At 72.0% G+C, this 22,910-nt stretch carries 17 protein-coding genes; 10 read left to right on the forward strand and 7 right to left on the reverse strand.

The features are described 5' to 3' along the window. Positions 1-328: 328 nt before the first annotated feature. The 5 genes from ACP4J0_RS36005 to proB all read right to left on the reverse strand — a co-directional run bounded on the left by ACP4J0_RS36005 (position 329) and on the right by proB (position 5,539). Positions 329-1,399 carry a hypothetical protein gene (locus ACP4J0_RS36005; RefSeq protein WP_426603288.1) on the reverse strand — a complete coding sequence of 357 codons (1,071 nt, stop codon included), beginning with the start codon at positions 1,397-1,399 and terminating at the stop codon, positions 329-331. An 85-nt stretch (positions 1,400-1,484) separates the two neighbouring features. Beyond that, entirely contained in the window at positions 1,485-2,054 is a 570-nt protein-coding gene (locus ACP4J0_RS36010; RefSeq protein WP_426603290.1) for a hypothetical protein, read from the reverse strand. Between the two features lie 171 nt (positions 2,055-2,225). Then, the gene (locus tag ACP4J0_RS36015) at positions 2,226-3,512 is read right to left on the reverse strand and encodes a glutamate-5-semialdehyde dehydrogenase (protein WP_426603292.1); all 1,287 of its coding nucleotides are present in this window, start codon (positions 3,510-3,512) and stop codon (positions 2,226-2,228) included. 230 nt (positions 3,513-3,742) lie between these two features. Then, positions 3,743-4,279 (reverse strand): hypothetical protein, encoded by a 537-nt coding sequence (locus ACP4J0_RS36020; protein ID WP_426603294.1) that lies wholly within the window; start codon positions 4,277-4,279, stop codon positions 3,743-3,745. Positions 4,280-4,414: 135 nt separating this feature from the next. Next, on the reverse strand, positions 4,415-5,539 hold the full coding sequence (proB, locus tag ACP4J0_RS36025) for a glutamate 5-kinase (protein ID WP_426603296.1): 1,125 nt from the start codon (positions 5,537-5,539) through the stop codon (positions 4,415-4,417). A 186-nt stretch (positions 5,540-5,725) separates the two neighbouring features. Here proB and ACP4J0_RS36030 point away from each other — a divergent pair, with 186 nt between their 5' ends. Beyond that, complete coding sequence (locus tag ACP4J0_RS36030; protein ID WP_426603297.1) at positions 5,726-7,918, forward strand: hypothetical protein; 2,193 nt, start codon at positions 5,726-5,728, stop codon at positions 7,916-7,918. A gap of 435 nt (positions 7,919-8,353) precedes the next feature. On the opposite strand, the gene rfbC is transcribed toward ACP4J0_RS36030, so the two are convergent. Continuing rightward, positions 8,354-8,953 (reverse strand): dTDP-4-dehydrorhamnose 3,5-epimerase, encoded by a 600-nt coding sequence (rfbC, locus tag ACP4J0_RS36035; protein WP_426603326.1) that lies wholly within the window; start codon positions 8,951-8,953, stop codon positions 8,354-8,356. A gap of 25 nt (positions 8,954-8,978) precedes the next feature. After that, positions 8,979-9,848: a glucose-1-phosphate thymidylyltransferase RfbA gene (gene rfbA, locus ACP4J0_RS36040; protein WP_426603299.1), complete on the reverse strand. Its 870-nt coding sequence runs from the start codon at positions 9,846-9,848 to the stop codon at positions 8,979-8,981. A 125-nt stretch (positions 9,849-9,973) separates the two neighbouring features. Here rfbA and rfbB point away from each other — a divergent pair, with 125 nt between their 5' ends. The 9 genes from rfbB (at position 9,974) to ACP4J0_RS36085 (ending at position 22,836) form a co-directional block, all read left to right on the forward strand. Next, a complete protein-coding gene (gene rfbB, locus ACP4J0_RS36045; protein ID WP_426603301.1) occupies positions 9,974-10,963 on the forward strand; it encodes a dTDP-glucose 4,6-dehydratase in 990 nt (329 codons plus the stop codon). Beyond that, positions 10,960-11,844, forward strand: coding sequence for a dTDP-4-dehydrorhamnose reductase (rfbD, locus tag ACP4J0_RS36050; RefSeq protein WP_426603303.1), 885 nt, complete (start codon positions 10,960-10,962; stop codon positions 11,842-11,844). The genes rfbB and rfbD overlap by 4 nt, the downstream gene beginning before the upstream one ends. Then, positions 11,841-13,109: a lipopolysaccharide biosynthesis protein gene (locus tag ACP4J0_RS36055; RefSeq protein ID WP_426603305.1), complete on the forward strand. Its 1,269-nt coding sequence runs from the start codon at positions 11,841-11,843 to the stop codon at positions 13,107-13,109. Before rfbD ends, ACP4J0_RS36055 begins: the two co-directional genes overlap by 4 nt. 196 nt (positions 13,110-13,305) lie before the next feature. Beyond that, positions 13,306-13,689, forward strand: coding sequence for a DUF2304 domain-containing protein (locus tag ACP4J0_RS36060; protein WP_426603307.1), 384 nt, complete (start codon positions 13,306-13,308; stop codon positions 13,687-13,689). Then, a complete protein-coding gene (locus tag ACP4J0_RS36065; RefSeq protein WP_426603308.1) occupies positions 13,686-14,420 on the forward strand; it encodes a glycosyltransferase family 2 protein in 735 nt (244 codons plus the stop codon). The genes ACP4J0_RS36060 and ACP4J0_RS36065 overlap by 4 nt, the downstream gene beginning before the upstream one ends. Positions 14,421-14,425: 5 nt before the next feature. Beyond that, entirely contained in the window at positions 14,426-15,322 is an 897-nt protein-coding gene (locus ACP4J0_RS36070) for a glycosyltransferase family 2 protein (protein ID WP_426603310.1), read from the forward strand. A 79-nt stretch (positions 15,323-15,401) separates the two neighbouring features. Continuing rightward, positions 15,402-17,624, forward strand: a complete 2,223-nt coding sequence (locus ACP4J0_RS36075) for a bifunctional glycosyltransferase/CDP-glycerol:glycerophosphate glycerophosphotransferase (protein ID WP_426603312.1) — start codon at positions 15,402-15,404, stop codon at positions 17,622-17,624. A 71-nt stretch (positions 17,625-17,695) separates the two neighbouring features. Next, entirely contained in the window at positions 17,696-21,268 is a 3,573-nt protein-coding gene (locus ACP4J0_RS36080) for a CDP-glycerol glycerophosphotransferase family protein (protein WP_426603314.1), read from the forward strand. Then, a complete protein-coding gene (locus tag ACP4J0_RS36085) occupies positions 21,265-22,836 on the forward strand; it encodes a DUF6020 family protein (RefSeq protein WP_426603316.1) in 1,572 nt (523 codons plus the stop codon). Before ACP4J0_RS36080 ends, ACP4J0_RS36085 begins: the two co-directional genes overlap by 4 nt. Positions 22,837-22,910 lie beyond the last annotated feature (74 nt).

Raw genomic sequence — 22,910 nt, forward strand, 5'->3', positions numbered from 1 at the left:
GTCACCTCCCCCTCTTCTTAACACTCGCCCGTTCCCCCCCCCCCCCCCCGGGGGGGGGGCCCCCCCCGGGGGGGGGGGGGGGCCGCGGGGGGGGGGGGGGCGCCCCCCCCCCCCCCCCCCCCCCCGGGCCACGCCCGCAACGGCGACCGGCTGCCGCGGTGGGCACGCGTGAGAGCCCGCGTGGCGTGGGAGCACGCCCGCCACCGTGCGGCCCTCGGTGGCCACCGGCGTCGCGCCCGTGCACGGACCCGTCCGCGCCCGTCGGCGAGCATCCGGTCGACCGACCCGTCCGTGCCCGTCGCCCCGGACGGGCGGCACGGCCCGGACCTCACACCCTCGGCTGTGCGCTCGCCGCGAGGGTGCCGCACAGGGCAGTGGCGCTGTCCGTGGCGTACGGGTCGGTGCCGGCGGGGGCACCGGTCCCGGCCGTCCGGCCCGCGAGCAGCGGGCGGAGGCGGTCCGCCGAGTTCTCGGCGCAGGAGAGCGGACCGGCCTGGACGTAGGAGGCGACGAGCTGCGTCTGGTGCAGCCGCAGGTCGTCCCGGTCGAAGCGGAAGCGCAGCTCGCGCCGGACGGTGAACAGCGACGTCTCGGCCCGGTCGTCACCCGCCGGCCGCAGCGGGTACACCATGGTGTGGTCGGCGCTGACCTCCAGCGTGGACGCGTCGCTCTCCACGGCCCGCAGACTGCCGTGCACCCGGATCTCGGCGTCGGCCAGCTCGGCACGGGCCGGGTCGAAGCGCACCAGCCATCCGGTGGGCGCGTGCCGGCCGTCCGCCGCGGGCCTCTCCAGGCTCTCGTCGAACTGGTCGAGCTGCTCCGGGTCCAGCAGCACCCGCACCGAACGGACCTCCCCGCCGAGGAGCACGTCCGGGTCGAGCGCCGAGCGGACGATGTAGTTCTTGGCGGTGGTCAGCGCGTTCAGTACCTGGTCGTCCGAGAAGTGCGCGGTGGACCGGTGGGCCGGCAGCGGGACGCCCTTCGCCGCGGACCGGAAGTCGGCGGCGGGACTGTGCTCGTACAGGTGGGCGGCATCGTCGGCGCCGGGCACCTTGCCCTGGGGGGCGAGCGGGACGACGGTCATCCGCACCGGCTCCGCCGCCCGCTGCGCCGCGGGGCTCTGGTACGGGTGCCGGACGCCCATGTAGATGGCGGTGCCGAAGGCGACGGCGATCAGCACGAGGAGGACCAGTGCCTGCCGGGACAGTCCGGCCCGGCGCAGCGGCGTACGGCGGCGGACGGCGGGCGCGTGGTCGGACAGGCGCTCCTGGGCGGAGAACTCCTCGAGGCGGGCAGCGCGGACGAACGACTCGTCGAAGACGACGGATCGGTACTCGTCCTCTCCGCCTCCGGGGCCGCCCTCGGGCGTCCCTCCGGGCGGGTCGCCAAGCCCTGCCATACCTTCAGGGTAGGTCTGCGGAAGGTCGCGTAAACGCGCCGGTGCAGGCCAAGTTGGGGCCGGTGCCCGGCACCCGGCCGGCAGGTCAGGGGGTGCGCGGAATGACCGGCACGGCGGGCTGGGAGTAGTCGGCGGAGGCGGAGGGGGTCACCGTTCCGCCCTGCTCGGGACCGGTCGAGGCGGGGGGCGGTACCTGCTGCGTGTCGCCGCCCGAGGACGCGCCCCGGTAGACGGCCACGAAGGCCAGCGCGACCATGCCGACGCCCATCACGAGGGCGAGCATCCAGGCGACGGGCCGGTGCCAGCGGACCTGCTTGCCGTACGCCGCGGGAGCACCGTACGGGCGGTCGAGGAGGTCGCGGTCGTCGTCCGGGTCGTCGAGGTCGGGATCATGGCCGAAATCGCCGTACCCGTCGTCGTAGCGCTCGCCTCTGGAGCGGCCGCGGCGGGCCGCTTCCGCCTCGGTGGCCTCGGCTCTGGCCTCGGCTGCGGCCAGGAGGCGTTCGACGGCGGTCGGCTCGTGCACCACGGCCGCCTGTACGAAGGCCTCGTCGAGCACCACGGAGGCGAACTCTTCGTCCGACACCCCGCGGTCGTGATCGTCGTCGGGCTCCCAGCCGTCAGGGAACGGCCTACCCCCCACGTCCTCCGGCACGGGTACAGCGTAGACCTGGGGGGTCGATTTGGGCAGACGGCGGGGAAATTCATCCGGTGGGTGAGATGCCCCGATCGGATCACGGGTGTACCCGAGGGCGCGTGCCGTGCACATATGCCCCCGGCGTGCGTGCCCCGGCCGGGGACCTGCCCGTCAGCGCCGTACGTGCCGTCAGCGCCGTACGTGCCCGTCACCGGTGACGATGTACTTGGTGCTGGTCAGCTCCGGCAGCCCCATCGGGCCCCGGGCGTGCAGCTTCTGCGTGGAGATGCCGATCTCGGCGCCGAAGCCGAACTGGCCGCCGTCGGTGAAGCGGGTGGAGGTGTTCACCGCGACCGTGGTGGAGTCGACCAGCTGGGTGAAGCGGCGGGCGGCCTGCTGCGAGGTCGTGACGATGGCCTCGGTGTGACCGGAGGTCCACAGCCGGATGTGCTCGACGGCCTTGTCGAGGGAGTCGACGACCGCCGCGGCGATGTCGTAGGACAGGTACTCGGTCTCCCAGTCCTCCGGTGTGGCCTCGACGGCCGTCACCTTGGAGTCCTCGGCGTACGCCATCACCCGCTCGTCGGCGTGCACGGTGACCCCGGCCTCGGCGAGGGCGTCCAGCGCGCGGGGCAGGAAGTCTGCGGCGATGTCCTGGTGGACCAGGAGGGTCTCGGCGGCGTTGCAGACGCTCACGCGCTGCGCCTTGGAGTTGATCAGGATGTCGACGGCCATGTCGAGGTCCGCCTGCGCGTCGACGTAGACGTGGCAGTTGCCGGTGCCGGTCTCGATGACGGGGACGGTGGACTCCTGGACGACCGTGTTGATCAGCGAGGCGCCGCCGCGCGGGATGAGCACGTCGACCAGGCCGCGGGCGCGCATCAGCTCGCGCACGCTCTCCCGGCTCTCGCCGGGCACCAGCTGCACGGCGTCGGCGGGCAGCCCGGCCCCGCCCACGGCGTCGCGGATCACCCGGACGAGGGCGGTGTTGGACTGGTAGGCCGAGGAGGAGCCGCGCAGCAGGACGGCGTTGCCGGACTTCAGGCAGAGGGCGGCGGCGTCGACGGTGACGTTGGGCCGGCCCTCGTAGATGATGCCGACCACGCCGAGGGGCACGCGGACCTGGCGCAGGTCGATGCCGTTGGGGAGGGTGTTGCCGCGCACGACCTCGCCGACCGGGTCGGGCAGCGCGACGACGTCGCGCACGTCGGAGGCGATGGCGCGGACCCGCTCCGGGGTCAGGGTGAGCCGGTCGACGATGGCCTCGCTGGTCCCGGCGGCGCGGGCCTTGGCCACGTCCTGGGCGTTGGCCTCGACGATCTCGCTCGTACGGACCTCCAGCGCGTCGGCCACGGCGAGCAGCGCGTCGTCCTTGGCGGCCCGCGGCAGCGGCGCGAGGTCGGCCGCGGCGGCCTTGGCCCGGTAGGCGGCCCGGGTGACCGGGGACATCGAGTCGTACGGCGAGAGCGTGGTCATGGGGAAAGCGTAGTGGGCCGCGCAGACCCCCCACCGGCCGTCCCACACCCCGAGACGTCTGCGGGGGACGGGCCCGGAAGTCCCCGGAACCGCCGCGGAACCCAGACGCTCCGGAACCTCAGAAGGGGACCCCGGACCTCTGACGCCTGGAAGGGGGCCCCGGACGCACTGACGCCCAGAAGGAGACCCCAGACGCTCTGGAACCCAGAAGGGGACCCCAGCTCTGGTTCCTAGAAGGGGTGTACTCCGACGGGTGTCGCCGGCGCCGGTCCGTACCCCGCCGCGATGCGCTGGTGGTAGGTCGCCCGGTCGATGACCTCCAGGCCGACGATCTCCCAGGGCGGCAGTCCCGCGGTCTGCCGGTGCTCGCCCCACAGGCGCAGGGCGACGGCGGCGGCGTCGTGCAGGTCGCGGGCCTCCTCCCAGTACCGGATCTCCGCGTGGTCGTCGGCGTACCGGCTGGTCAGCAGGAAGGGGTGGTCGTGCGCGAGCTGCTCCAGGGCGCGCCGTACCTCGGTGAGCGGGGCCCGGGCACCGGAGACGCTGAGGGTGACGTGCCACAGGCGCGGGGTGTGCCCGGACTCCTCCCCCCGGAACCGGTCGCCGGCCGCGACGCTGGTCAGGGCGCGTTCCTCACCGGCGGGGCGGGAGGACCCGGTGCGGGTCGCGCCGCCGGGCCGGGCGCCCGTGCCGCCACGGGCGCCGGTGGCGCCGCGGGAGCCCGTACCACCGCGGGACGCCGCCGTTCCAGGGCGCACTCCGCTCACGACGGCCTCCTTCACGCACACGGCTCGGCCCGGTGGTCGGCCGGGCTGGTCCCTGAGGAAAGTTGAGCAGGCCGCGCAGGATCGCGGGGCGGTTTTGCGGAACGTCCACCACCGATTCGGGGACGTTTCGACCCATTACGGGTGCAGGATCACCAGGTCGTCCCTGTGTACGACCTCGCGTTCGTACGCCGGCCCGAGTTCGCGCGCCAGTTCCCGGGTGGAGCGGCCGAGCAGCCGGGGGATCTCCTTGGCGTCGAAACTGACGAGCCCCCGGGCCACCGCGCGCCCCGCACCGTCCCGCAGCTCCACGGGCTCGCCCGCGGCGAACTCGCCCTCCACCCCGGCGATCCCGGCCGGCAGCAGGGACTTGCGGCCCTCCACGACCGCCCGCACCGCCCCGTCGTCCAGGACGAGCGCCCCCTGCGGGGTGGAGGCGTGCTGGAGCCACAGCAGCCGGTCGGCGCTGCGCCTGCCGGTGGCGTGGAAGTAGGTACCGGTGTCGCCGCCAGCCAGGGCGTCGGCCGCGTGGACGGCGCTGGTCAGCACCACGGGGATGCCGGCGGCGGCGGCGATCCGGGCCGCCTCGACCTTGGTGACCATGCCGCCGGTGCCGACGCCGGCCTTGCCGGCGCTGCCGATCTCGATGTCCGCCAGGTCGGCCATGTCGCGCACCTCGGCGATCCGCGAGGTGCCCGGCCGGCTCGGGTCGCCGTCGTACACGCCGTCCACGTCGGACAGCAGCACCAGCAGGTCGGCGCGGACCAGGTGGGCGACGAGGGCGGCGAGCCGGTCGTTGTCGCCGAAGCGGATCTCGTCGGTGGCGACGGTGTCGTTCTCGTTGACGACCGGGAAGGCGCCCATCGCCAGCAGCTTGTCGAGGGTGCGGGAGGCGTTGCGGTGGTGGGCGCGGCGGCTCATGTCGTCGCTGGTCAGCAGCACCTGGCCGACGCGGACGCTGTAGCGGGCGAAGGAGGCGGTGTAGCGGGCGACCAGCAGGCCCTGGCCGACGCTGGCGGCCGCCTGCTGACGGGCCAGGTCGCTCGGGCGGCGGCGCAGGCCCAGCGGGGCGAGGCCGGCGGCGATGGCACCGGAGGAGACGAGGACGATCTCCTTGTCCGTCCCCCGCACCTTGGCCAGGACGTCGACGAGCGCGTCGACCCGGTCGGCGTCCAGGCCGCCGGCCGCGGTGGTCAGCGAGGAGGAGCCGACCTTGACGACGATCCTGCGGGCCTCGCCCACGGCGTGCCTTGCCCCTGCCACGGTTGCCGTCCACCTCTCCCGTCGACGCGCGCCGGTCCCTGCGCTCGCCCCGCAATCTACGTGACGGGGGTCGTGCCCCGCGCCGCGGTCCAGGCTGCGGACAGGGCCGCGGCGGCCACCGCGTCACGTGTGCGGTCAACACGCGCGTGTCGTCGGGAGGTCGACCGGCGTTAACCCGGATGTCCGATGCGCGACAAGCCTGGAGCGACCGCAGTGCCCCTACCCCTGCCCCGCCGCCCTTCCCGCGGCAGTCCTTCCCTCCGCAGCCCTTCCCTCCGCGGCCGTTCCCGCCGCGGTCTCCCCCGCGTCGGTCTCCCCCGCCGGCAGACCGCCGTGAAGCTGCTCGTCCTCGGCGTGCTGGCGGCCGCCTTCGCCGCGCAGGCCGTCGGCGCGCTGCTGCCGCACGTACCGCTGCTGCTGGCCGCCACCGCCGGTTCGCTGGCCGCCGAGGGAGTGCTGTACCGCTGGCAGCGGGGCATGGTGTCCCTGTTCGCGAAGTCGCACGCCGACGTCACGGTGCGGCACGTGCTGCGGGACCTGCTGCTCGTGGTGGGTCTGCTGCGGCTCGGCGAGCAGCACCGGGAGACCGTGTACGCCCCGCTCGTCGCCGGGCTGCTCGCCTTCTACGGGCTGCACTGGGCGATCCAGGCGGTGTCCGTGCTGGTCCGGCGGACCCGGACGCTGCCCGTGGTGACCCGCAACATCGACACCTCGGCGCTGCGCCTGACCCCGGCGCCCCCTCTTCTGCTGCGCCGCCCCGGGCCCCGGCTGGCCGCTTTCGGGCTGCCGGCGACGGCCGGGCTGCTGGTCACGGCGGCCACCGACGCGCCGGTGTACGGCGCGGCCGGCCTCGCGGTGTCCCTGACGGTGGCGCTGGCGGGGCTGGGAGCGCTGCTCACCCGGTTGCTGCCGGGGCGCCGGCCGGCGGGCGAGCAGGAGGTGCTCGACTGGTTCGCGGCGTGGCTGGCGGAGTACCGGCCGACCGTCGGCCTGTACTTCTCGGGCGGGGCGTCCTCGGCATACCAGGCCAACATGTGGCTGGAGCCCCTCGCACGGCTGGACGAGCGGCCACTGATCGTGCTGCGGGAGCGGTTCATGGTGCAGCGGATCGCGGCGACCGACATCCCGGTCGTGTGCCTGCCGAAGGTGTCCACGCTGATGTGTCTGGAGCACTCCACGCTCCGCGTCCTCCTCCACCCGTCGAACTCGGGGAAGACCTCGCAGGTCCTGCGCATCCCCACGATCAAGCACGCCTTCGTCAACCACGGGGAGAGCGACAAGCTGTCCTCCTGCAACCCGTACGCGAAGGCGTACGACGAGGTGTGGGTGGCCGGTCCGGCGGCGCGCGAGCGGTACGCGCAGGCGGAGGTCGGCGTCGAGGACAAGGACGTGGTGGAGATCGGCCGCCCGCAGCTGGACGCCGTACGGCCGTACTCGGGGCCGCCCGCTCCCGGGGCGTTCACTACCGTCCTGTACGCACCGACCTGGGAGGGCTGGGACGGCAACCCGGGGAACACGTCGGTGGTCGAGGCCGGCGAGAACCTCGTACGCGCACTGCTCGCGGACCCCGGCGTGCGGCTGCTGTACAAGCCGCATCCGCTGACGGGATCGGTGGATCCGCGGGCCGGGGCCGCCGATCTGCGCGTCCGGGAACTGGTGCGGGCGGCGAACCGTGAGCGGAGCGGGCCCCGGCCCGGGGCGTCGGCCTCCGCCGAGCTGGCCCGGCGGACGGCGGAGCTGGACCGGCTCACCGCGGCCGGCTTCCGCTCCGCCGCCGACCAGGTGGAGCGGATGCTGCGCGGGGCGGCGCCGGAGCCCGGGCGGGCCGGGGCGGTGACGCGGGCGACGGCCGCCTGGGAGGAGGCGTACTGGGCCTCGCTGCCCGAGTGGGAGCACCAGGTCGTCACGGATGCCCGGCCACCGCTCTACGCCTGCTTCAACCGGGCCGACCTGCTGATCAGCGACGTGTCGAGCGTCATCAGCGACTTCCTGGCGAGCGGCAAGCCGTACGCGGTGGCCAACACCAGCGGGCTCGCGGAGGACGGGTTCCGCAAGTCGTTCCCGACGGTGGCGGCGGCGACCGTGCTGACGCCGGACGCGGCCGGGGTGCCGGAACTGCTGGACACGGTCCGGCATCCGGACCGGGACGAACTGGCTGGGGAACGCGCCGCGTTGGCCCTGCGCCTGCTCGGCCCGGCCGACCCGCCGTCCCAGGAGCGCTTCGCCGGCGCCGTACGGGACCTGTGTGCGGCGGCCGGGGAGCACCGGGCGCGGATGGCACGGCGGCTCGCCGCCGACCTCCCCCTCCCGGGACCGCGGCAGGCGGAGACCGCGCCCGCGCCGGCCACCGTCACTCCGGAGCGGTCGGGACGGGACTAGAGGGGGGGTGGGGGCCGGCCGCCCAGCGGGGCCGGTCGCGCGACGGGCGTCGAGGGTGCCACCGCCGGTGCCGGGGATTCCCGGCACCGGCGGTGGCACCCCGGAGACATCCGCCCCGTCGCTGCTTCGGCAGACTCCCGGCCGCACCGGTCGCGGCACCGGCGCCGGGGAGGCGTCCCGTACCGGTCACGGAACCGGCGCCCGGGAGGCGTCCCGTACGAGTCACGGAACCGGAGCCCGGGCGTCGGCGCCCCGCACCGCGCCACCCGTGCCCCACCACCCGCACCCCGCCGGCCGGGTCGGCCGTGCCGGTGGCGCCGGCCCCGCCGGGCGGGTTCGTTCATGTCGTCCAGGCCGTCGCGGGCCGGCCGGCCCGCTCCCCGTGGGCGCGGCCGGTCAGGGTGACGCCGGGGCCGGGGCGCCGCAGGCGGTGCGTCAGCCGCGCTCCGCGAGCGTGCGGCGGAACGCCAGGCACTCCTCGTACAGCGGCAGGATTCCCGCGTCCCGGGCCTGGGCCAGTGTCGGGCCCTGGGCGTCCTTGGCGGACAGCTCGGGCGGGCCGGTCACCGGCCACTCGATGCCGATCTCCGCGTCGAGCGGGTGGACGGTCCGCTCGCGTTCGGGGGCGTAGCCCTCGGAGCAGAGGTACGTGACGGTCGCGTCGTCGGTCAGCGCGCAGAAGCCGTGGCCGAGCCCCTCGGAGAGGTAGACGGCCTTGCGTTCCCGGTCGTCGAGGCGGACGGCCTCCCACTGCCCGAAGGTCGGCGAGCCGACCCGGACGTCGACGATCACGTCGAGTACGGCACCGCGTACGCAGGTGACGTACTTGGCCTGGCCGGGCGGCACGTCGGCGAAGTGGATGCCGCGCACGACACCGGCCGCGGAGACGGAGAGGTTGGCCTGCTTCAGGTCGAGCGGGTGGCCGACGGCCTCGGCCATGTGCTCGGCCTTGTACCACTCCAGGAAGAGACCGCGGGCGTCACCGTGCTGCCGGGGGACGAACTCCCACGCGCCTTCGATGCCCAGGGGATTGATCTTCATCGACACGGTCCGTCCGCCCTCAGGCCTCGTGGGTGAGCAGGTTGAGAAGGTAGTCGCCGTAGCCGCTCTTGGTCAGCGGCTCGGCGAGGGCGCGCAGTCGCGCGTCGTCGATGTGTCCGGCACGCCAGGCGGCCTCCTCGATGCAGCCGATCTTCATGCCCTGGCGCTCTTCGACGACACGCACGTACTCGGACGCCTGGACGAGCGACTGGAAGGTTCCGGTGTCGAGCCAGACGGTGCCGCGGTCGAGGACCGAGACCTGGAGTTCGCCCCGGTCCAGGTAGTACTTGTTGACGTCGGTGATCTCCAGCTCGCCGCGGGCGCTGGGCTTGAGCTCCTTGGCGATCTCGACGACCCGGCTGTCGTAGAAGTACAGGCCCGGCACCGCGTAGCGGGACTTGGGGTGCTCCGGCTTCTCCTCGATGGAGCGGGCGCGGCCCTGCTCGTCGAAGTCGACGACGCCGTACGCGGACGGGTCGGAGACGGCGTGCGCGAAGACGACGCCGCCGTCGGGCTCGCTGTACTTGGCGAGCTGCCGGCCGAGGCCGACACCGTGGAAGATGTTGTCGCCGAGGATCAGCGCGACCGGCTCGTCGCCGATGAAGTCCTCACCGATGACGAACGCCTCGGCGATTCCGTTGGGGTTCTCCTGGGTGGCGAACCGGATGTCCAGTCCGAGGTCGCTCCCGTCCCCCAGCAGCCGCTCGAACTGCGCGCGCTCGTCGGGGCCCGTGATGACCAGGATGTCCCGCACGCCCGCCATGATCAGGGTGGACAGGGGGTAATAGATCATCGGCTTGTCGAAGACCGGCATGAGCTGTTTCGACACGGCACGGGTGATCGGCCACAGCCGGGAGCCGGTACCACCGGCGAGCACTATTCCACGCATGGGAAGGCAGACTACGTCAGCCGGGGAGCCGCTCCTCGGGTGCCGGGGGTGAGAACGGCCACTGAACCACCCTTGAACGACCACTGAACGGTGTCGGTCGGCGTGCCCCTAGAATGCTGGCTCTTATGAAGATTCTCGTCACCGGCGGCGCCGGGTTCATCGGTTCACAGTTCGTGCGGGCGCTGCTGCTCGGACAGCTGCCTGCGGGCGAGGGCGCCCAGGTCACCGTCCTGGACAACCTGACCTATTCCGGCAACGAGGAGAACCTCGCGCCGGTGGCCGGCCTGGCCGGTTACGCGTTCGTCCGCGGTGACATCCGCGACTACGGCACGGTCGACGACGTGATGCGCGGCCAGGACGCGGTGGTGCACTTCGCCGCGGAGTCGCACGTGGACCGGTCGATCACGGACTCCTCGCCGTTCGTCACCACGAACGTCCTGGGCACCCAGGTCCTGCTGGACGCCGCGAAGCGCCACGGTGTGGGCCGGTTCGTGCACGTGTCCACGGACGAGGTGTACGGCTCGATCGCCGAGGGGTCGTGGACCGAGGACTGGCCGCTGGCGCCGAACTCCCCGTACTCGGCCTCGAAGGCCGGCTCGGACCTGCTGGCGCTGTCGTACCACCGCACGCACGGCATGGACGTCGTGGTCACCCGCTGCTCCAACAACTACGGGCCGTACCACTTCCCCGAGAAGATGATCCCGCTGTTCACCACGAACCTGCTGGACGGCAGGAAGGTGCCGCTGTACGGCGAGGGCCTGAACGTGCGCGACTGGCTGCACGTCTCCGACCACTGCCGGGGCATCGAGATGGCGCTGCGCGGCGGCCGGGCCGGAGAGGTCTACCACATCGGCGGCGGCACCGAGGTCACCAACAAGGAGCTCACCGGTCTGCTCCTGGACGCCTGCGGAGCGGGCTGGGACATGGTCGAGCACGTCGCCGACCGCAAGGGCCACGACCTGCGCTACTCCCTGTCGATCGCCAAGATCCAGGAGGAGCTCGGCTACACACCGCTCGTCACCTTCGAGCAGGGCCTGGCCGACACCGTCCAGTGGTACCGCGACAACCGCGCCTGGTGGGAGCCGCTCAAGACGAAGGCGGCGCTTCCGGCATGACCCGTTGGCTGATAACCGGCGCGGGCGGCATGCTCGGCCGTGACCTCACCGAGGTGCTCACCCAGGACGGGACGCGGTCGGTCACCGCGACGGCCCGCAAGGACCTGGACGTCACCGACCCCGCCGCGGTCCGCGCCGCGGTGGCGGGCCACGGCGTCGTGGTGAACGCCGCCGCCTGGACCGACGTGGACGGCGCCGAGGCCGACGAAACCGCGGCCACCCGGGTCAACGGCGAGGGTCCACGGGTGCTCGCCGAGGCCTGTGCCGCCGAGGGCGCCGTACTGGTCCAGGTGTCCACCGACTACGTCTTCCCCGGTGACGGCACCGAGCCTTACCCGCACGACGCCCCGACCTCGCCGGTCAACGCCTACGGGCGCGGCAAGCTCGCCGGTGAACGGGCGGTGACGGAGCTGCTGCCCGAGCTCGGCTACGTGGTGCGCACGGCGTGGCTGTACGGCGCGCACGGGCGCAACTTCGTCTCGACCATGCTGGACCTCGCCGCCCGGCGCGAGACCGTGGACGTGGTCGACGACCAGCTCGGCCAGCCCACCTGGACCGTCGCGCTCGCCCACCAGATCGTGGAGCTGGGCGAGGCGGCCCTCGCGGGGCGCGCCCGGGCAGGCGTCTACCACGGCACCGCGTCCGGCTCGGGCACCTGGTTCGACCTGGCACGGGCCACGTTCGAGCTGGCCGGTCTCGACCCGGAACGGGTGCGTCCGACGACCTCGGAGAAGTTCGTACGGCCGGCCGCCCGGCCCGCGTACAGCGTGCTCGCGCACGACCGGTGGGCCGAGGCGGGCGTGGCGGTGCAGCCGCACTGGCGTGATCAGCTCTCCGCGGCCCTGGGGACGATGATCCCGGAGGGGCGGACGAGCGCGTGAGCCTCCTCGACCGCATCTCCACGGCGCTGCCGCGGGGCACGGCCTTCGTCGGCGCCGGAACGGCGGTGCTCGGCGTCGCCAGCTACGTCCACCTCGCGGCGGCGGGCCACACGCTCGCCGTGGACGACATGGCGAGTTTCTCGGTGCTGTGGACCGTGGTCTTCTCCATCGGCCTCGGGCTGTTCTTCCCGGTCGAGCAGGAGATCACCCGGATCGTGGCCGGCCGCGTGGTGCGTGGCGACGGGGTCCTGCCGGTGCTGCGGCGCGGCGCGGCGCTCTCCCTCGGGCTGCTCGCCGTGGTCCTGGTGCCGCTCGCGCTGTTCGCCCAGCAGCTCGCCGACCTGTTCTTCCACGGGGACACGAGCCTGGTGCTCGCGCTCGGCGGCGCCTTCACGGCGCTGGCCGTGGCGTACGTGACGCGGGGCGTCCTCGCCGGGCTCGGCCGTTTCGAGGCGTACGGCATGCAGCTCGGCCTGGACGGCGGGCTGCGCATCGTGCTGTCGGCGGGGCTCGCGGTGGCCGGTGTGGAGTCGGTGTTCGCCTTCGCGGCGGTGCTGACGGTGGCGCCGCTGCTGGCCGTGCTCGCGACGATCAGGCCGGTCTTCCGGGGAGCGCGGGCCGGGTCGCAGGCCCAGTGGCGTGAGCTGATCGAGCACCTGGGGCTGCTCGTCGGCTCGACACTGCTGGCCCAGCTGCTGGTCAACATCGCGGTGATCAGTACGAAGGTGATCGCGACGGACGACGACGCCCTGGTGGCGGCGCTGCTGTCCGCGCTGGTCCTGGCCCGCGTGCCGCTCTTCGTCTTCGGTGCTTTCCAGGTGTCGCTGCTCGCGGGCCTGTCGGCGGCGGCGGCCGAGGGAGACACCCAGGGTTACCGGCGACTGCTGGTGCGGGCGGCGTCCGTCACGGCCGGGCTCGGCGTGGCCGGCGGCATCGGCGCGGTGGCCCTCGGGCCGGCCCTGCTGCCGACGGTGTTCGGGGCGCCGGACGTGCTCGGGGCGGCCGACTTCGCCTGGCTGTCGCTCGGCACGGTCCTGTACATGCTGGCCATGGTGCTGGGGCAGGCGCTGCTCACGAGCGGCGGTGCCCGGATGCAGCTCATGGCGTGGGTCGTGGGAACGGTGGTCCTGGTGGCGGTCACCCTCAGTCCGCTGGAGCTGCGTACCCGGGTCGAACTGGCCTACGCCGCGGGCTCGCTCGCGGTGGCCACCTTTATGACACTCGTTCTTCGCTCTCATGTAAGCTACCGCCCTGTGCGTTCATAGGATGATCACCCTTCCTGTCACTCTCAGTGAGCATGACGACGGACGGTGGAATGCAGTTCGGCGGCCCTCAGCGGCCGTCCGCCCCCCTGGTACAGCCCTGATACACCCCTGGTACACCCCTGGTACACCCCTGGAAGAGTAGACAGGCCCTTTCCATGAGTCGTCCGATACCCCGGAGCGCGGCGTGAAGTTGTGGATGCTGACTTCGGTCACCGGAGTCTTTCTCGTCGCCTGCATCGTCGAGATGCTGCGCCGCCGCAAACTGAAAGAGAAGTACGCGTTCCTGTGGGTGCTCACCGGCCTGGTGATCATCCCGCTCGGTTTCTTCCCGACCGTCCTGGACTCGGTGGCCAGGCTCGTCGGCGTCGCCTCGGGCGTCAGCCTCATCCTGTTCCTGAGCGTGGCGTTCCTCTTCGTCGTCTGCCTCCAGTTGAGCTGGGAGGTCGGCCACCTGGAAGAGGAGGGCCGCACGCTCTCCGAAGAGGTGGCGCTGCTCCGTATCGACGTCCAGGAGCTCCGGGGCCGGCTGGCAGACCACGAGGCCCCCACCGTCTCCGCCGACCAGGGGGTCCAGAAGTGATCGACGGCAAGCGCGTACTGATCATCATGCCCGCGTGGAACGAGGCGGACGGCGTCGCGGAGGTCATCAAGGAGGTCCACTCCACGCTTCCGGGCGCGGACGTCCTCGTCGTCGACGACGGCTCCACCGACGACACCACCGCCGTCGCCCGGGCCGCCGGGGCGACCGTGATGAGCCTCCCGTACAACCTCGGTGTGGGCGGGGCGATGCGCGCCGGCTACAAGTTCGCCCACGACCGCGACTACGACGTGGCCATCCAGGTGGACGCCGACGGACAGCACGACCCGCGCAACGTGCCCGAGCTGCTGGCCCGCCTGGACGGCGACGCCGACCTCGTCATGGGAGCCCGGTTCGCCGGCACCGGCGAGTACGAGGCCCGCGGTCCGCGCCGCTGGGCGATGCTCGTCCTCGCCTTCTGGCTCTCCCGCATGGCGCGCACCAGGCTCACTGACGTCACCTCCGGCTTCCGCGCGTGCGACCGCGACCTGATCAAGCTGTTCGCCCGCTGGTACCCGGCCGAATACCTGGGCGACACCGTGGAATCCACGATCGCCGCGATCCGCGCCGGTTTCCGCGTCGAGCAGGTGCCCGTGGCGATGCGTCCGCGGACGACCGGCACGCCCAGCCAGTCGCCCTGGAAGGCCACGCTCTACCTCGGGCGCATCGGCATGATCCTGCTGCTCGCGTTCAGCCGCGGCACCTCGCTCGGCCTCGCGCAGAAGGGCAAGTAACCCCGGTGCAGACCCTCGACATCATGCTGCCGCACTACGGCGACACCGGGCTGATGCAGGCCGCCGTGAACAGCGTGCTCGACCAGACCGACAAGGACTGGCGGCTGACCGTCGTCGACGACGGCAGCGAAGAAGGCGTACCGGAGTGGTTCGCGTCACTCGGCGACAGCCGGGTCCGCTATCTGCGCAACGAGCAGAACCTGGGGATCACCCGCAACTTCCGCAAGTGCGTGGAGCTGGTGGAGTCCACGCACTTCACCATGCTCGGCAGCGACGACCTGCTGATGCCGACCTACGTCGAGACGGTACGCGCGGCCGTCGAGGCCGAGCCGGGCGCCGCGATCTACCAGCCGGGCGTCGAGGTCATCGACGAGCACGGCAATCCGTCCACCTCGCTGGGCGACGAGGTCAAGCGGCGGCTGTACGCGCCGAAGGACAACGGCCGCAGGCTGGTCCTCTCCGGCGAACCGCTCGCCGCGAACCTGCTCGGCGGCAACTGGCTGTACTTCCCGTCGATCTGCTGGCGCGCCGACGCCGTCAAGGCGGTCAACTTCCGCGAGGACCTCTCGGTCATCCAGGATCTGGCCCTGATCATCGAGCTGATCCGGCAGGGCGAGAAGCTGGTCGTCGACCCCGAGCCGGCCTTCCGCTACCGCCGCCACTCCGGCAGCCTCTCCTCGGCGGAGGCCGTCACCGGCGCCCGTTTCGGCGAAGCCGTGCGATTCTTCAACGAGGTCGCCGACGACATGGACCGGCACGGCTGGCCGAAGGCCGCCCGAGCCGCCCGGCGGCACCTGTCCATGCGGCTGCACGCCCTGACCATGCTTCCCGCGGCGCTGCGCCACCGGCACTCGCAGGCCGTACGCCGTCTGCTCGGATACGCCCTGACAAGATCCGAGTAACCGCCCCACCGAAAGGACAAGGCGCCCCGCACCCCGCCTTTCCGCACGTCGCCCCACCCCCGTCGGAAGTCCGAGTCTCATGATCCCCACGCAGAACCCCGTGCCCCGCTTCAGCGTCATCGTGCCGGCCTACGGCGTCGAGGCGTATCTCCGCGACTGCCTCGACTCCGTACTGGGTCAGTCGTTCGAGGACTTCGAGGTCATCGCGGTCAACGACGCCTCTCCGGACGCCAGCGGCGAGATCATGGCCGAGTACGCGGCCAAGGACCCGCGCGTCGTGGACGTGCAGCTCGAACAGAACGTGGGCCTGGGCCGGGCGAGAAACGAGGGCATGGCGCGTGCCCGGGGCACCTACCTGATCTTCCTGGACAGCGACGACACGATGCTGCCGGGCTCCCTCCAGGCGATCTCCCACCGCCTGGAGGAGACCGACGACCCCGAGCTGCTGATCTTCGACTACTCGCGCACCCACTGGCACGGCCGGATCAGCCCCAACGCGAAGCGGGCGGTACTCACCGAGAGCCCGCGCGGCGTCTTCTCCCTGGACGACAACCCCGAGCTGCTCGGACTGCTCCAGGTCGCCTGGAACAAGGCGTACCGCCGCGACTTCGTGGAGCGCTGGGGCTTCGTCTACCCCACGGGCTACTACGAGGACACCCCCTGGACCTACCCGGTCCTGGTGGCCGCCGAGACCATGGCCGTCCTCGACCGGGTCTGCATCCACTACCGCCAGCGGCGCCAGGGCAGCATCCTGCACTCCACCAGCCGCAAGCACTTCGACGTCTTCGACCAGTACGACCTGGTCTTCGCGTTCCTGTCCGAGCACCCCGAGCTCGAACGCTGGCGGGGCGCGCTCTTCGAGCGCATGACCAACCACCTCCGGGTGATCGAGAACAGCCCCGGCCGGCTGCCCGAGGACGCCCGCGCCGAGTTCCGTACCCGCCGGCTGGCGGCCGAGCGGACCCACCGTCCGGACGACTACCGGGAACCCCAGGCCGCCAAGCCGGCCGCGCGCCGCTCCGCCGACCGGCTGCCGGCACCGCTGTACTCCGCCGCCCGCGGCGCGTACCGCTCCGTCCGCCGGGGCCGCCAGTTCTCCCGCAGGGCGAAGAAGGCACTGCGCGGCAGGGTCCTGGCGAACTACTACCGGGCCCACCGCCTGCTGCCGGTGAAGGACGACCTCGCCGTCTTCGCCGCGTACTGGAACGCCGACTACTCCTGCAACCCGGCCGCGGTGCACAGGAAGCTGCTCGAACTCTCCCCGCAGACCAAGACGGTCTGGGTGCTCAAGCCGGGCTCGCGCAACACCCCTCCGCCCGGCACCACGGTCGTCCGCCCGGGCTCATGGGGCTTCTGGCGGACGATGGCGCGCGCCAAGTACTTCGTCAACAACGTCAACTTCCCGACCCGCGTGGTCAAGCGGCCCGGGCAGGTCTTCCTCCAGACCCACCACGGCACACCGCTCAAGCGGATGGGCGTCGACCAGGCCGAGTTCCCGATGGCCCAGGGCCAGCTGAACATGCGGACGCTGATGCAGCGGGTCGACCGGTGGGACTACAGCGTCTCCTCCAACAGCTTCAGCACCGCCGTCTGGCAGCGGGCCTACCCGGCCGAGTACACCTCCCTCGACTACGGCTACCCGCGCAACGACGTCCTGGTGAACGCCACCGACGAGGACAGGGTCCGGGCCCGCGAGGCGCTCGGCATCGCTCCCGACGCCAAGGTCGTCCTGTACGCGCCGACCCACCGGGACTACCACGCCAAGCCGCAGCCGATGCTCGACCTGGAGCACTTCGCCCACCGGCTCGGCGACGACTTCACCGTGCTGTCGCGGTCCCACTACTTCAACCTGGGCTCGGGCCCCGGCGCCGCGGAGGGCTCCGGGATCATCGACGTGAGCGGGCACCCCTCGGTCGAGGAGCTGTACCTCGCCGCGGACTGCCTGCTGACCGACTACTCGTCACTGATGTTCGACTACGCGCTCCTGGACCGGCCGATCGTGGTCCTCGCCAACGACTGGGAGATCTACCGGGCCACCCGCGGCACCTACTTCGACATCCACGACATACCTCCCGGCCACGTGGTGGCAACCGAGGACGACCTTCTCGACGTCTTCCTCTCGGGGCGCTGGTGCGACGACACCTCCGCGAAGGCCCGCCTGGAGTTCCGCGGACGATTCTGCGAGTTCGACGACGGCCGGGCCGCGGAGCGCGTGGTACGCCGGGTCTTCCTGAACCAGGAGAACGTGCCGCCGATGGCCCTCCCCTCGGATCGCCCTGGACGCCGCCCCGCGCGCGACTAGAGCTACCGTGTCCGGCGAGTCCGGTCATCGCCGAACACGAACGAAACCTTGAGAAAGGTGCAGTACCCCACATGCCTCCCCGTCTGTCACTGGTTGTCCCCGTCTACAACGTGGAGCTCTTCCTCGAAGAGTGTCTGCAGTCGATCGCGGACCAGACGTTCACCGACTGGGAGGCCATCGTGGTGGACGACGGGTCCAAGGACGGCAGCCTCGCGATCGCCGAGAGGTGGGCCGAGAAGGACGACCGGTTCCGCGTCGTCGCGCAGGAGAACCAGGGCCTGGGACCGGCCCGGAACAACGGGGTCGCCCACCTGACCGAGGGCACCGAGTTCCTCGCCTTCGTCGACAGCGACGACGTGGTGCTGCCCGACGCGTACGAGCGGTGCGTAGCCAGTCTGGAGGCGACCGGCTCGGACTTCGTCAGCGGCAACGTCAACCTGCTCAAGGCCGGCGAGATCCTGCCCTCCCCGCTGCACCGGAAGCGACTGCGCACCAGCCGCGAGCGGACCCACATCACCCGGGACAAGGACCTCGTCTACGACCGCACGGCCTGGAACAAGGTCTTCCGCCGGTCGTTCTGGGACAAGCACGCCTTCGAGTTCCCCGGCATCCTCTACGAGGACGCCCCGGTCACGCTGCCCGCGCACTTCCTGGCCTCCGCGGTCGACGTCCTCGGCGACCCGATCTACCTGTGGCGCCAGCGCACCGGCGGCGCACCGTCCATCACCCAGCGCCGCACCGAACCGGTCAACGTCCGGGACCGCATCACATCCTGCGACACCGTCAGCCGCTTCCTGGCCTCCCGGCCGGGCGACCGGTACGCCGCGCACAAGCGCTGGTACGACGAGATCTTCATCACCGACGAGCTGCCGCTCTTCATGGCCGTCCTCGACGAGGCCGGTGACGAGTTCCGCGACCTGTTCATGAGCGGCGCCGCCGACTTCCTCAGCCGGGTCGACCCCCAGGTCATGCCCCGGCTGCCGGTCGCGCTGCGCCTGAAGTGCCACCTGATCCGTGAGGGCCGCCTCGACGAGCTCATGGAACTCCTCGCCTTCGAGCGGGAGACCGGCCGGGCCGTCCCGGTGGTCCGCCAGGGCCTGCGCCACTTCGCCGACTACCCGGTCATCGACACGAAGAAGGCGGTGCCCCGCTCGATCCTGCGCGTGGACTCCGACTTCTCGGCCCGTGCCCGGGCCGAGGAGATCGCGTGGCGCGGCGGCCGTCTGCTCGTCAAGGGCCACGCCTACATCCGCAACCTGGCCGCCGGGCAGCCCCAGCGCACGGCCCTGCGCGTCCTGATGCTGCGCGAGGTCGGCAGCCGGCGCACCGTCCTGGTACGGCCCAGCCGCACCCGCGCCGCGCGCGCCACGCAGACGTCCGGCCAGTCGCTGCACAACTACGACTGGTCCGGCTTCGCCCTCGAACTCGATCCGGCCAGGCTCAGGGGCCGCGGCGGCTGGCGTGACGGCGTGTGGCGGGTCACCGTCGCCACCGCGCAGCAGGGCCTCGTCCGCCGTACCCGGCTCAAGGCCGGCGAGACCGGCAGCGCCGAGAGCCCGGCCGCGTTCTGGGTGGAGAAGGACGTGCGGGTCGTCCCGTTCGTCTCCGACAAGCACCTGTACCTGCGGGTCGACCGGGTCCGCGCCAAGCTGACCGGCCACCGGGCCGTGGACGGCGCCCTGGAGCTGACCGGGGTCCTCGGCCACGAGGCGGCCGCCGGTGCCGCCCCGCTCACGCTGGGCCTCACCCACGGCTCCTCGCAGGCGGTGCTCGAGTACCCGGTGGAGCGCGGGGCCGGCCAGGAGTTCTCCGTGCGGGTACCGCTGGCCGACCTGGACGTCCCCGGCCGCGACTCCGACAACCTCGAGGTCACCGACAAGTGGGCCGCCGAGCTGGTGATCGGCGGTGGGCACCGGTTCCCCGTGGCCGTCGAGGCCGGCTGCGGCGACCTGGGCCGCCAGTACTCGTTCGACGGACGGCCGGCCGCCGTGTGGGGCGGACGGGCCGTAGCCGTCGCCGATGACGGCGCGGGCCGCCTGGCGCTGCGCACCCAGCCCGTCCAGCCCGTGGTCGCCGAGCTGTCCGTCACCCCCGAGGGCCGGATCGTGCTGGCGGGCGTGCTGCCCGCGACCGTGGACGGAACGGTCGAGGTGGTGCTGCGGCACAGCCGGCACGCCGAGGAGCACTCCCACCCCGCCACCCTCACCGACGGCGCCTTCCGGACCGAGTTCCTGCCGGTGCCCGACAGCATCAGCGAGGTGCCGCTGCGCCAGGGCCGCTGGTACCTGTTCGCCCGCGACACCGCGACCCGCGTCGAGGTGCCGGTCCGTGCCGTACCGTCGGCGCTCGCCGACCTGCCCGTCCGCTTCACCGTGCGCGGCCGGGACTACTCCCTCACCCACCGTTTCGCCGACCGTCTCCTCGTCGAGGCGGCACCCGACCTCGGCCCGCAGGAGATCGGCTGGTTCCGCCAGCGCGAGATGCGCACCGGTGTGTACGCCCAGGCACGCACGGCTCCGCTGCGGGACACGGTCCTGTACGCCTCGTTCTCCGGCCGCCAGTTCTCGGACTCGCCGCGCGCCGTCTACGAGGAGCTGCTGCGCCAGGGGGCCGAGCTGGAGCACGTGTGGGTCGTGGAGGACCGCCGCGCCGAGATCCCCAAGGGGGTCAGGACCGTCCGGCGGTGGAGCCGCGAGTGGTACGAGGCGCTCGGCCGGAGCCGGTACGTCGTCACCAACACCCACCTGCCGCACTGGGTCCGGCGCCGCGAGGGCCAGGTCATCGTGCAGACCTGGCACGGCACCCCGCTCAAGCGGATCGGCCACGACATCGGCAGCGTCCAGTTCGCCGACCGCAAGTACCTGTCGAAGGTCGCGGAGGAGACCCCGAACTGGAGTTTCCTCGTCTCCCCGAACCGGTTCTCCACGCCGATCATGAGACGCGCCTTCCAGTACGAGGGCGAGATCCTGGAGTCCGGCTACCCCCGCAACGACGTGCTGCTCTCCGAGAAGACGGACGAGACGGCACGGGCCGTACGCGAGCGCATCGGCCTGCCGGAGGGCAAGAAGGTCGTGCTGTACGCGCCGACCTGGCGGGACGACCAGTTCTACCGGGCGGGCAACTACAAGTTCGATCTGCGGATCGACATGCGCAAGGCGGCTGAACGCCTCGGCGACGACCACGTCGTCCTCGTCCGCAAGCACTCCAACATCGTCGACGCGGTCCCCGGCGCCGGGGACGGATTCGTCTTCGACGTGTCCAGCTACCCGGACATCGCCGACCTGTTCCTGATCACGGACGTGCTGGTCACGGACTACTCGTCGCTCATGTTCGACTTCGCGAACACGGGCCGCCCGATGCTGTTCTTCACGTACGACCTGGAGTACTACCGCGACCAGCTGCGCGGCTTCTACTTCGACTTCGAAAAGCAAGCACCAGGACCGCTGCTGCAGAGTTCGGACGAGCTCATCGAGGCCCTCGCCGACACGGAGCGGATCAGCGCCGCCTACACGGAGGCCTACCGTGCGTTCAAGGACGTCTTCTGCGACCTCGACGACGGACACGCCGCCCAGCGGGTGATCAGCAGGATGCTGGAGCTTGCACACCCCGACCGTCCCTCTTCCGAGCCCGCGGAGCAGCGTTGAAAGTCCGAAGAACCTCCCTTGGCGGAGCCCGCCTGAAGGAGCGCCTGGAGCGCATCCCGGCGCAGCGTCGGCTGCCGCTGGCCGTCTACGCCGGCACCCAGCTGATCTTCCTGTTCTGGTGGGCCGCCTTCTACCCCGGCGGGATGAGCTACGACTCCGTCTCGTACGTGTGGCACGTCACCACCGACCACTGGATGTCCAACCACTCGGTGGCCTACGACGCGCTCGTGTGGCTCTCGCTCAAGGCCACGGGCGACCTGGCGGTCCTGACGTTCGCGCAGAGTGTCGCCATGGCGGCGACGCTGGCCTACGTGACGGTGACGCTGCGCAAGTTCGGCGTGCCGGGCAAGTGGAGCGCGGCCGCCGCGATCGCCTGCGCGGCCGTGCCGTCGATCGGCTCGTTCGTCATCTTCGTCTGGAAGGACGTGCCGTTCGTCATCGGCGCGGTCCTGGTGTTCGGTGCGGCCGGGCGGCTGGTGGCGCGCCGGATGCGGGGGATGCAGGACGTCCACGACAAGGAATTCCGGAACGAGATCGCGGTCCTGTTCCTCGGGTTCCTGTCCATGGGCCTGTTCCGCAACAACGGCCTGCTCGTCGCGGTCCTCGCCGTGCCGGTCATGCTGATCGTGCTGCCGCGGATGCGCCGGGCGGTACTCGTCGCCACGGTGGTCCCCACGCTGATCTCGGGCCTGATGAACGTGGCGGTCTATCCGGCGCTGGGGGTGACCACCCCGACGAAGGACCAGGTGTACGCGATGAACTACGCGGACATCGCGGTGGTCTACGGCAAGTACCCGCAGACCTTCACCAAGGCCGACACGGAGCTGATGGCGAAGGTGGCGCCGCTGTCGCACTGGAGCGGCCGGGCCGCCAACTGCTACAACGCCGACTGGGCGATGCGGCCCCCGATGGACCGCCCGGCGGCCGCGAAGCACAACACCGAACTGCTCGACCTGTGGATGCGGGTCCTGAAGCGGTCGCCCGACCAGATGATCGCGGCGCGGCTGTGCCGCTCGCACATCGCCTGGTCGCCGTTCCCGGGTCCGGCGGACAAGGCGGGCAACACCCTGGTCAGCTGGCCGTCGGTGCCGAAGAACCTCTTCGGCTGGGCGGACTGGAACCCCGAGATGCGGGACAGCCCGTACCGTTCCGTCCTGCAGATCCGCCCGGTCAACGACCAGCTGCACGACATCGCCTTCTTCACGTGGAAGGCCAGCAAGGTCCCGCAGCTGGAGTGGCTGCTGTTCCGCGGCGCGATCTGGTGCTACGCGGCGTACGCGGTGCTGCTGGTCTTCGCGCGCCGGCACCGGTCCTGGGCACCGCTGGGTCTGATGGCGGTCCCGCTGGCGCTCCAGCTGACGGTGGTGGCGGCGAACCCCGCCCCCCTGGCGCGGTACATGTTCGCGCCGATGTTCCTGGGCATCCTGACCCTGCCGCTGATCGGTGAGCGGCTGCGGCACGCCAAGCGGCAACGCGACGCCGTCCGGGCCGAGGGGTCCGACCCGGTGGGCGAGCCGGAGGACGTCCCGTCCGCCGACCGGCACCGGGAGACCGAACCGGCGACCTGACACGGACCTCGGCTCGGGACACACCGAAGGGGCCCGCCCGCATCCTCACGGATGCGCGCGGGCCCCTTCTCCGT

This window comes from Streptomyces sp. WG7 (assembly GCF_049975785.1).
GTDB lineage: Bacteria > Actinomycetota > Actinomycetes > Streptomycetales > Streptomycetaceae > Streptomyces.

Bases quoted from the DNA above. Each gene is read 5' to 3' on its own strand.
- ACP4J0_RS36005 (WP_426603288.1), bottom strand. From the start codon at position 1,399: ATGGCAGGGCTTGGCGACCCGCCCGGAGGGACGCCCGAGGGCGGCCCC.
- ACP4J0_RS36015 (WP_426603292.1), bottom strand. From the start codon at position 3,512: ATGACCACGCTCTCGCCGTACGACTCGATGTCCCCGGTCACCCGGGCC.
- ACP4J0_RS36030 (WP_426603297.1), top strand. From the start codon at position 5,726: ATGCGCGACAAGCCTGGAGCGACCGCAGTGCCCCTACCCCTGCCCCGC.
- rfbA (WP_426603299.1), bottom strand. From the start codon at position 9,848: ATGCGTGGAATAGTGCTCGCCGGTGGTACCGGCTCCCGGCTGTGGCCG.
- rfbB (WP_426603301.1), top strand. From the start codon at position 9,974: ATGAAGATTCTCGTCACCGGCGGCGCCGGGTTCATCGGTTCACAGTTC.
- rfbD (WP_426603303.1), top strand. From the start codon at position 10,960: ATGACCCGTTGGCTGATAACCGGCGCGGGCGGCATGCTCGGCCGTGAC.
- ACP4J0_RS36060 (WP_426603307.1), top strand. From the start codon at position 13,306: ATGCTGACTTCGGTCACCGGAGTCTTTCTCGTCGCCTGCATCGTCGAG.
- ACP4J0_RS36075 (WP_426603312.1), top strand. From the start codon at position 15,402: ATGATCCCCACGCAGAACCCCGTGCCCCGCTTCAGCGTCATCGTGCCG.
- ACP4J0_RS36080 (WP_426603314.1), top strand. From the start codon at position 17,696: ATGCCTCCCCGTCTGTCACTGGTTGTCCCCGTCTACAACGTGGAGCTC.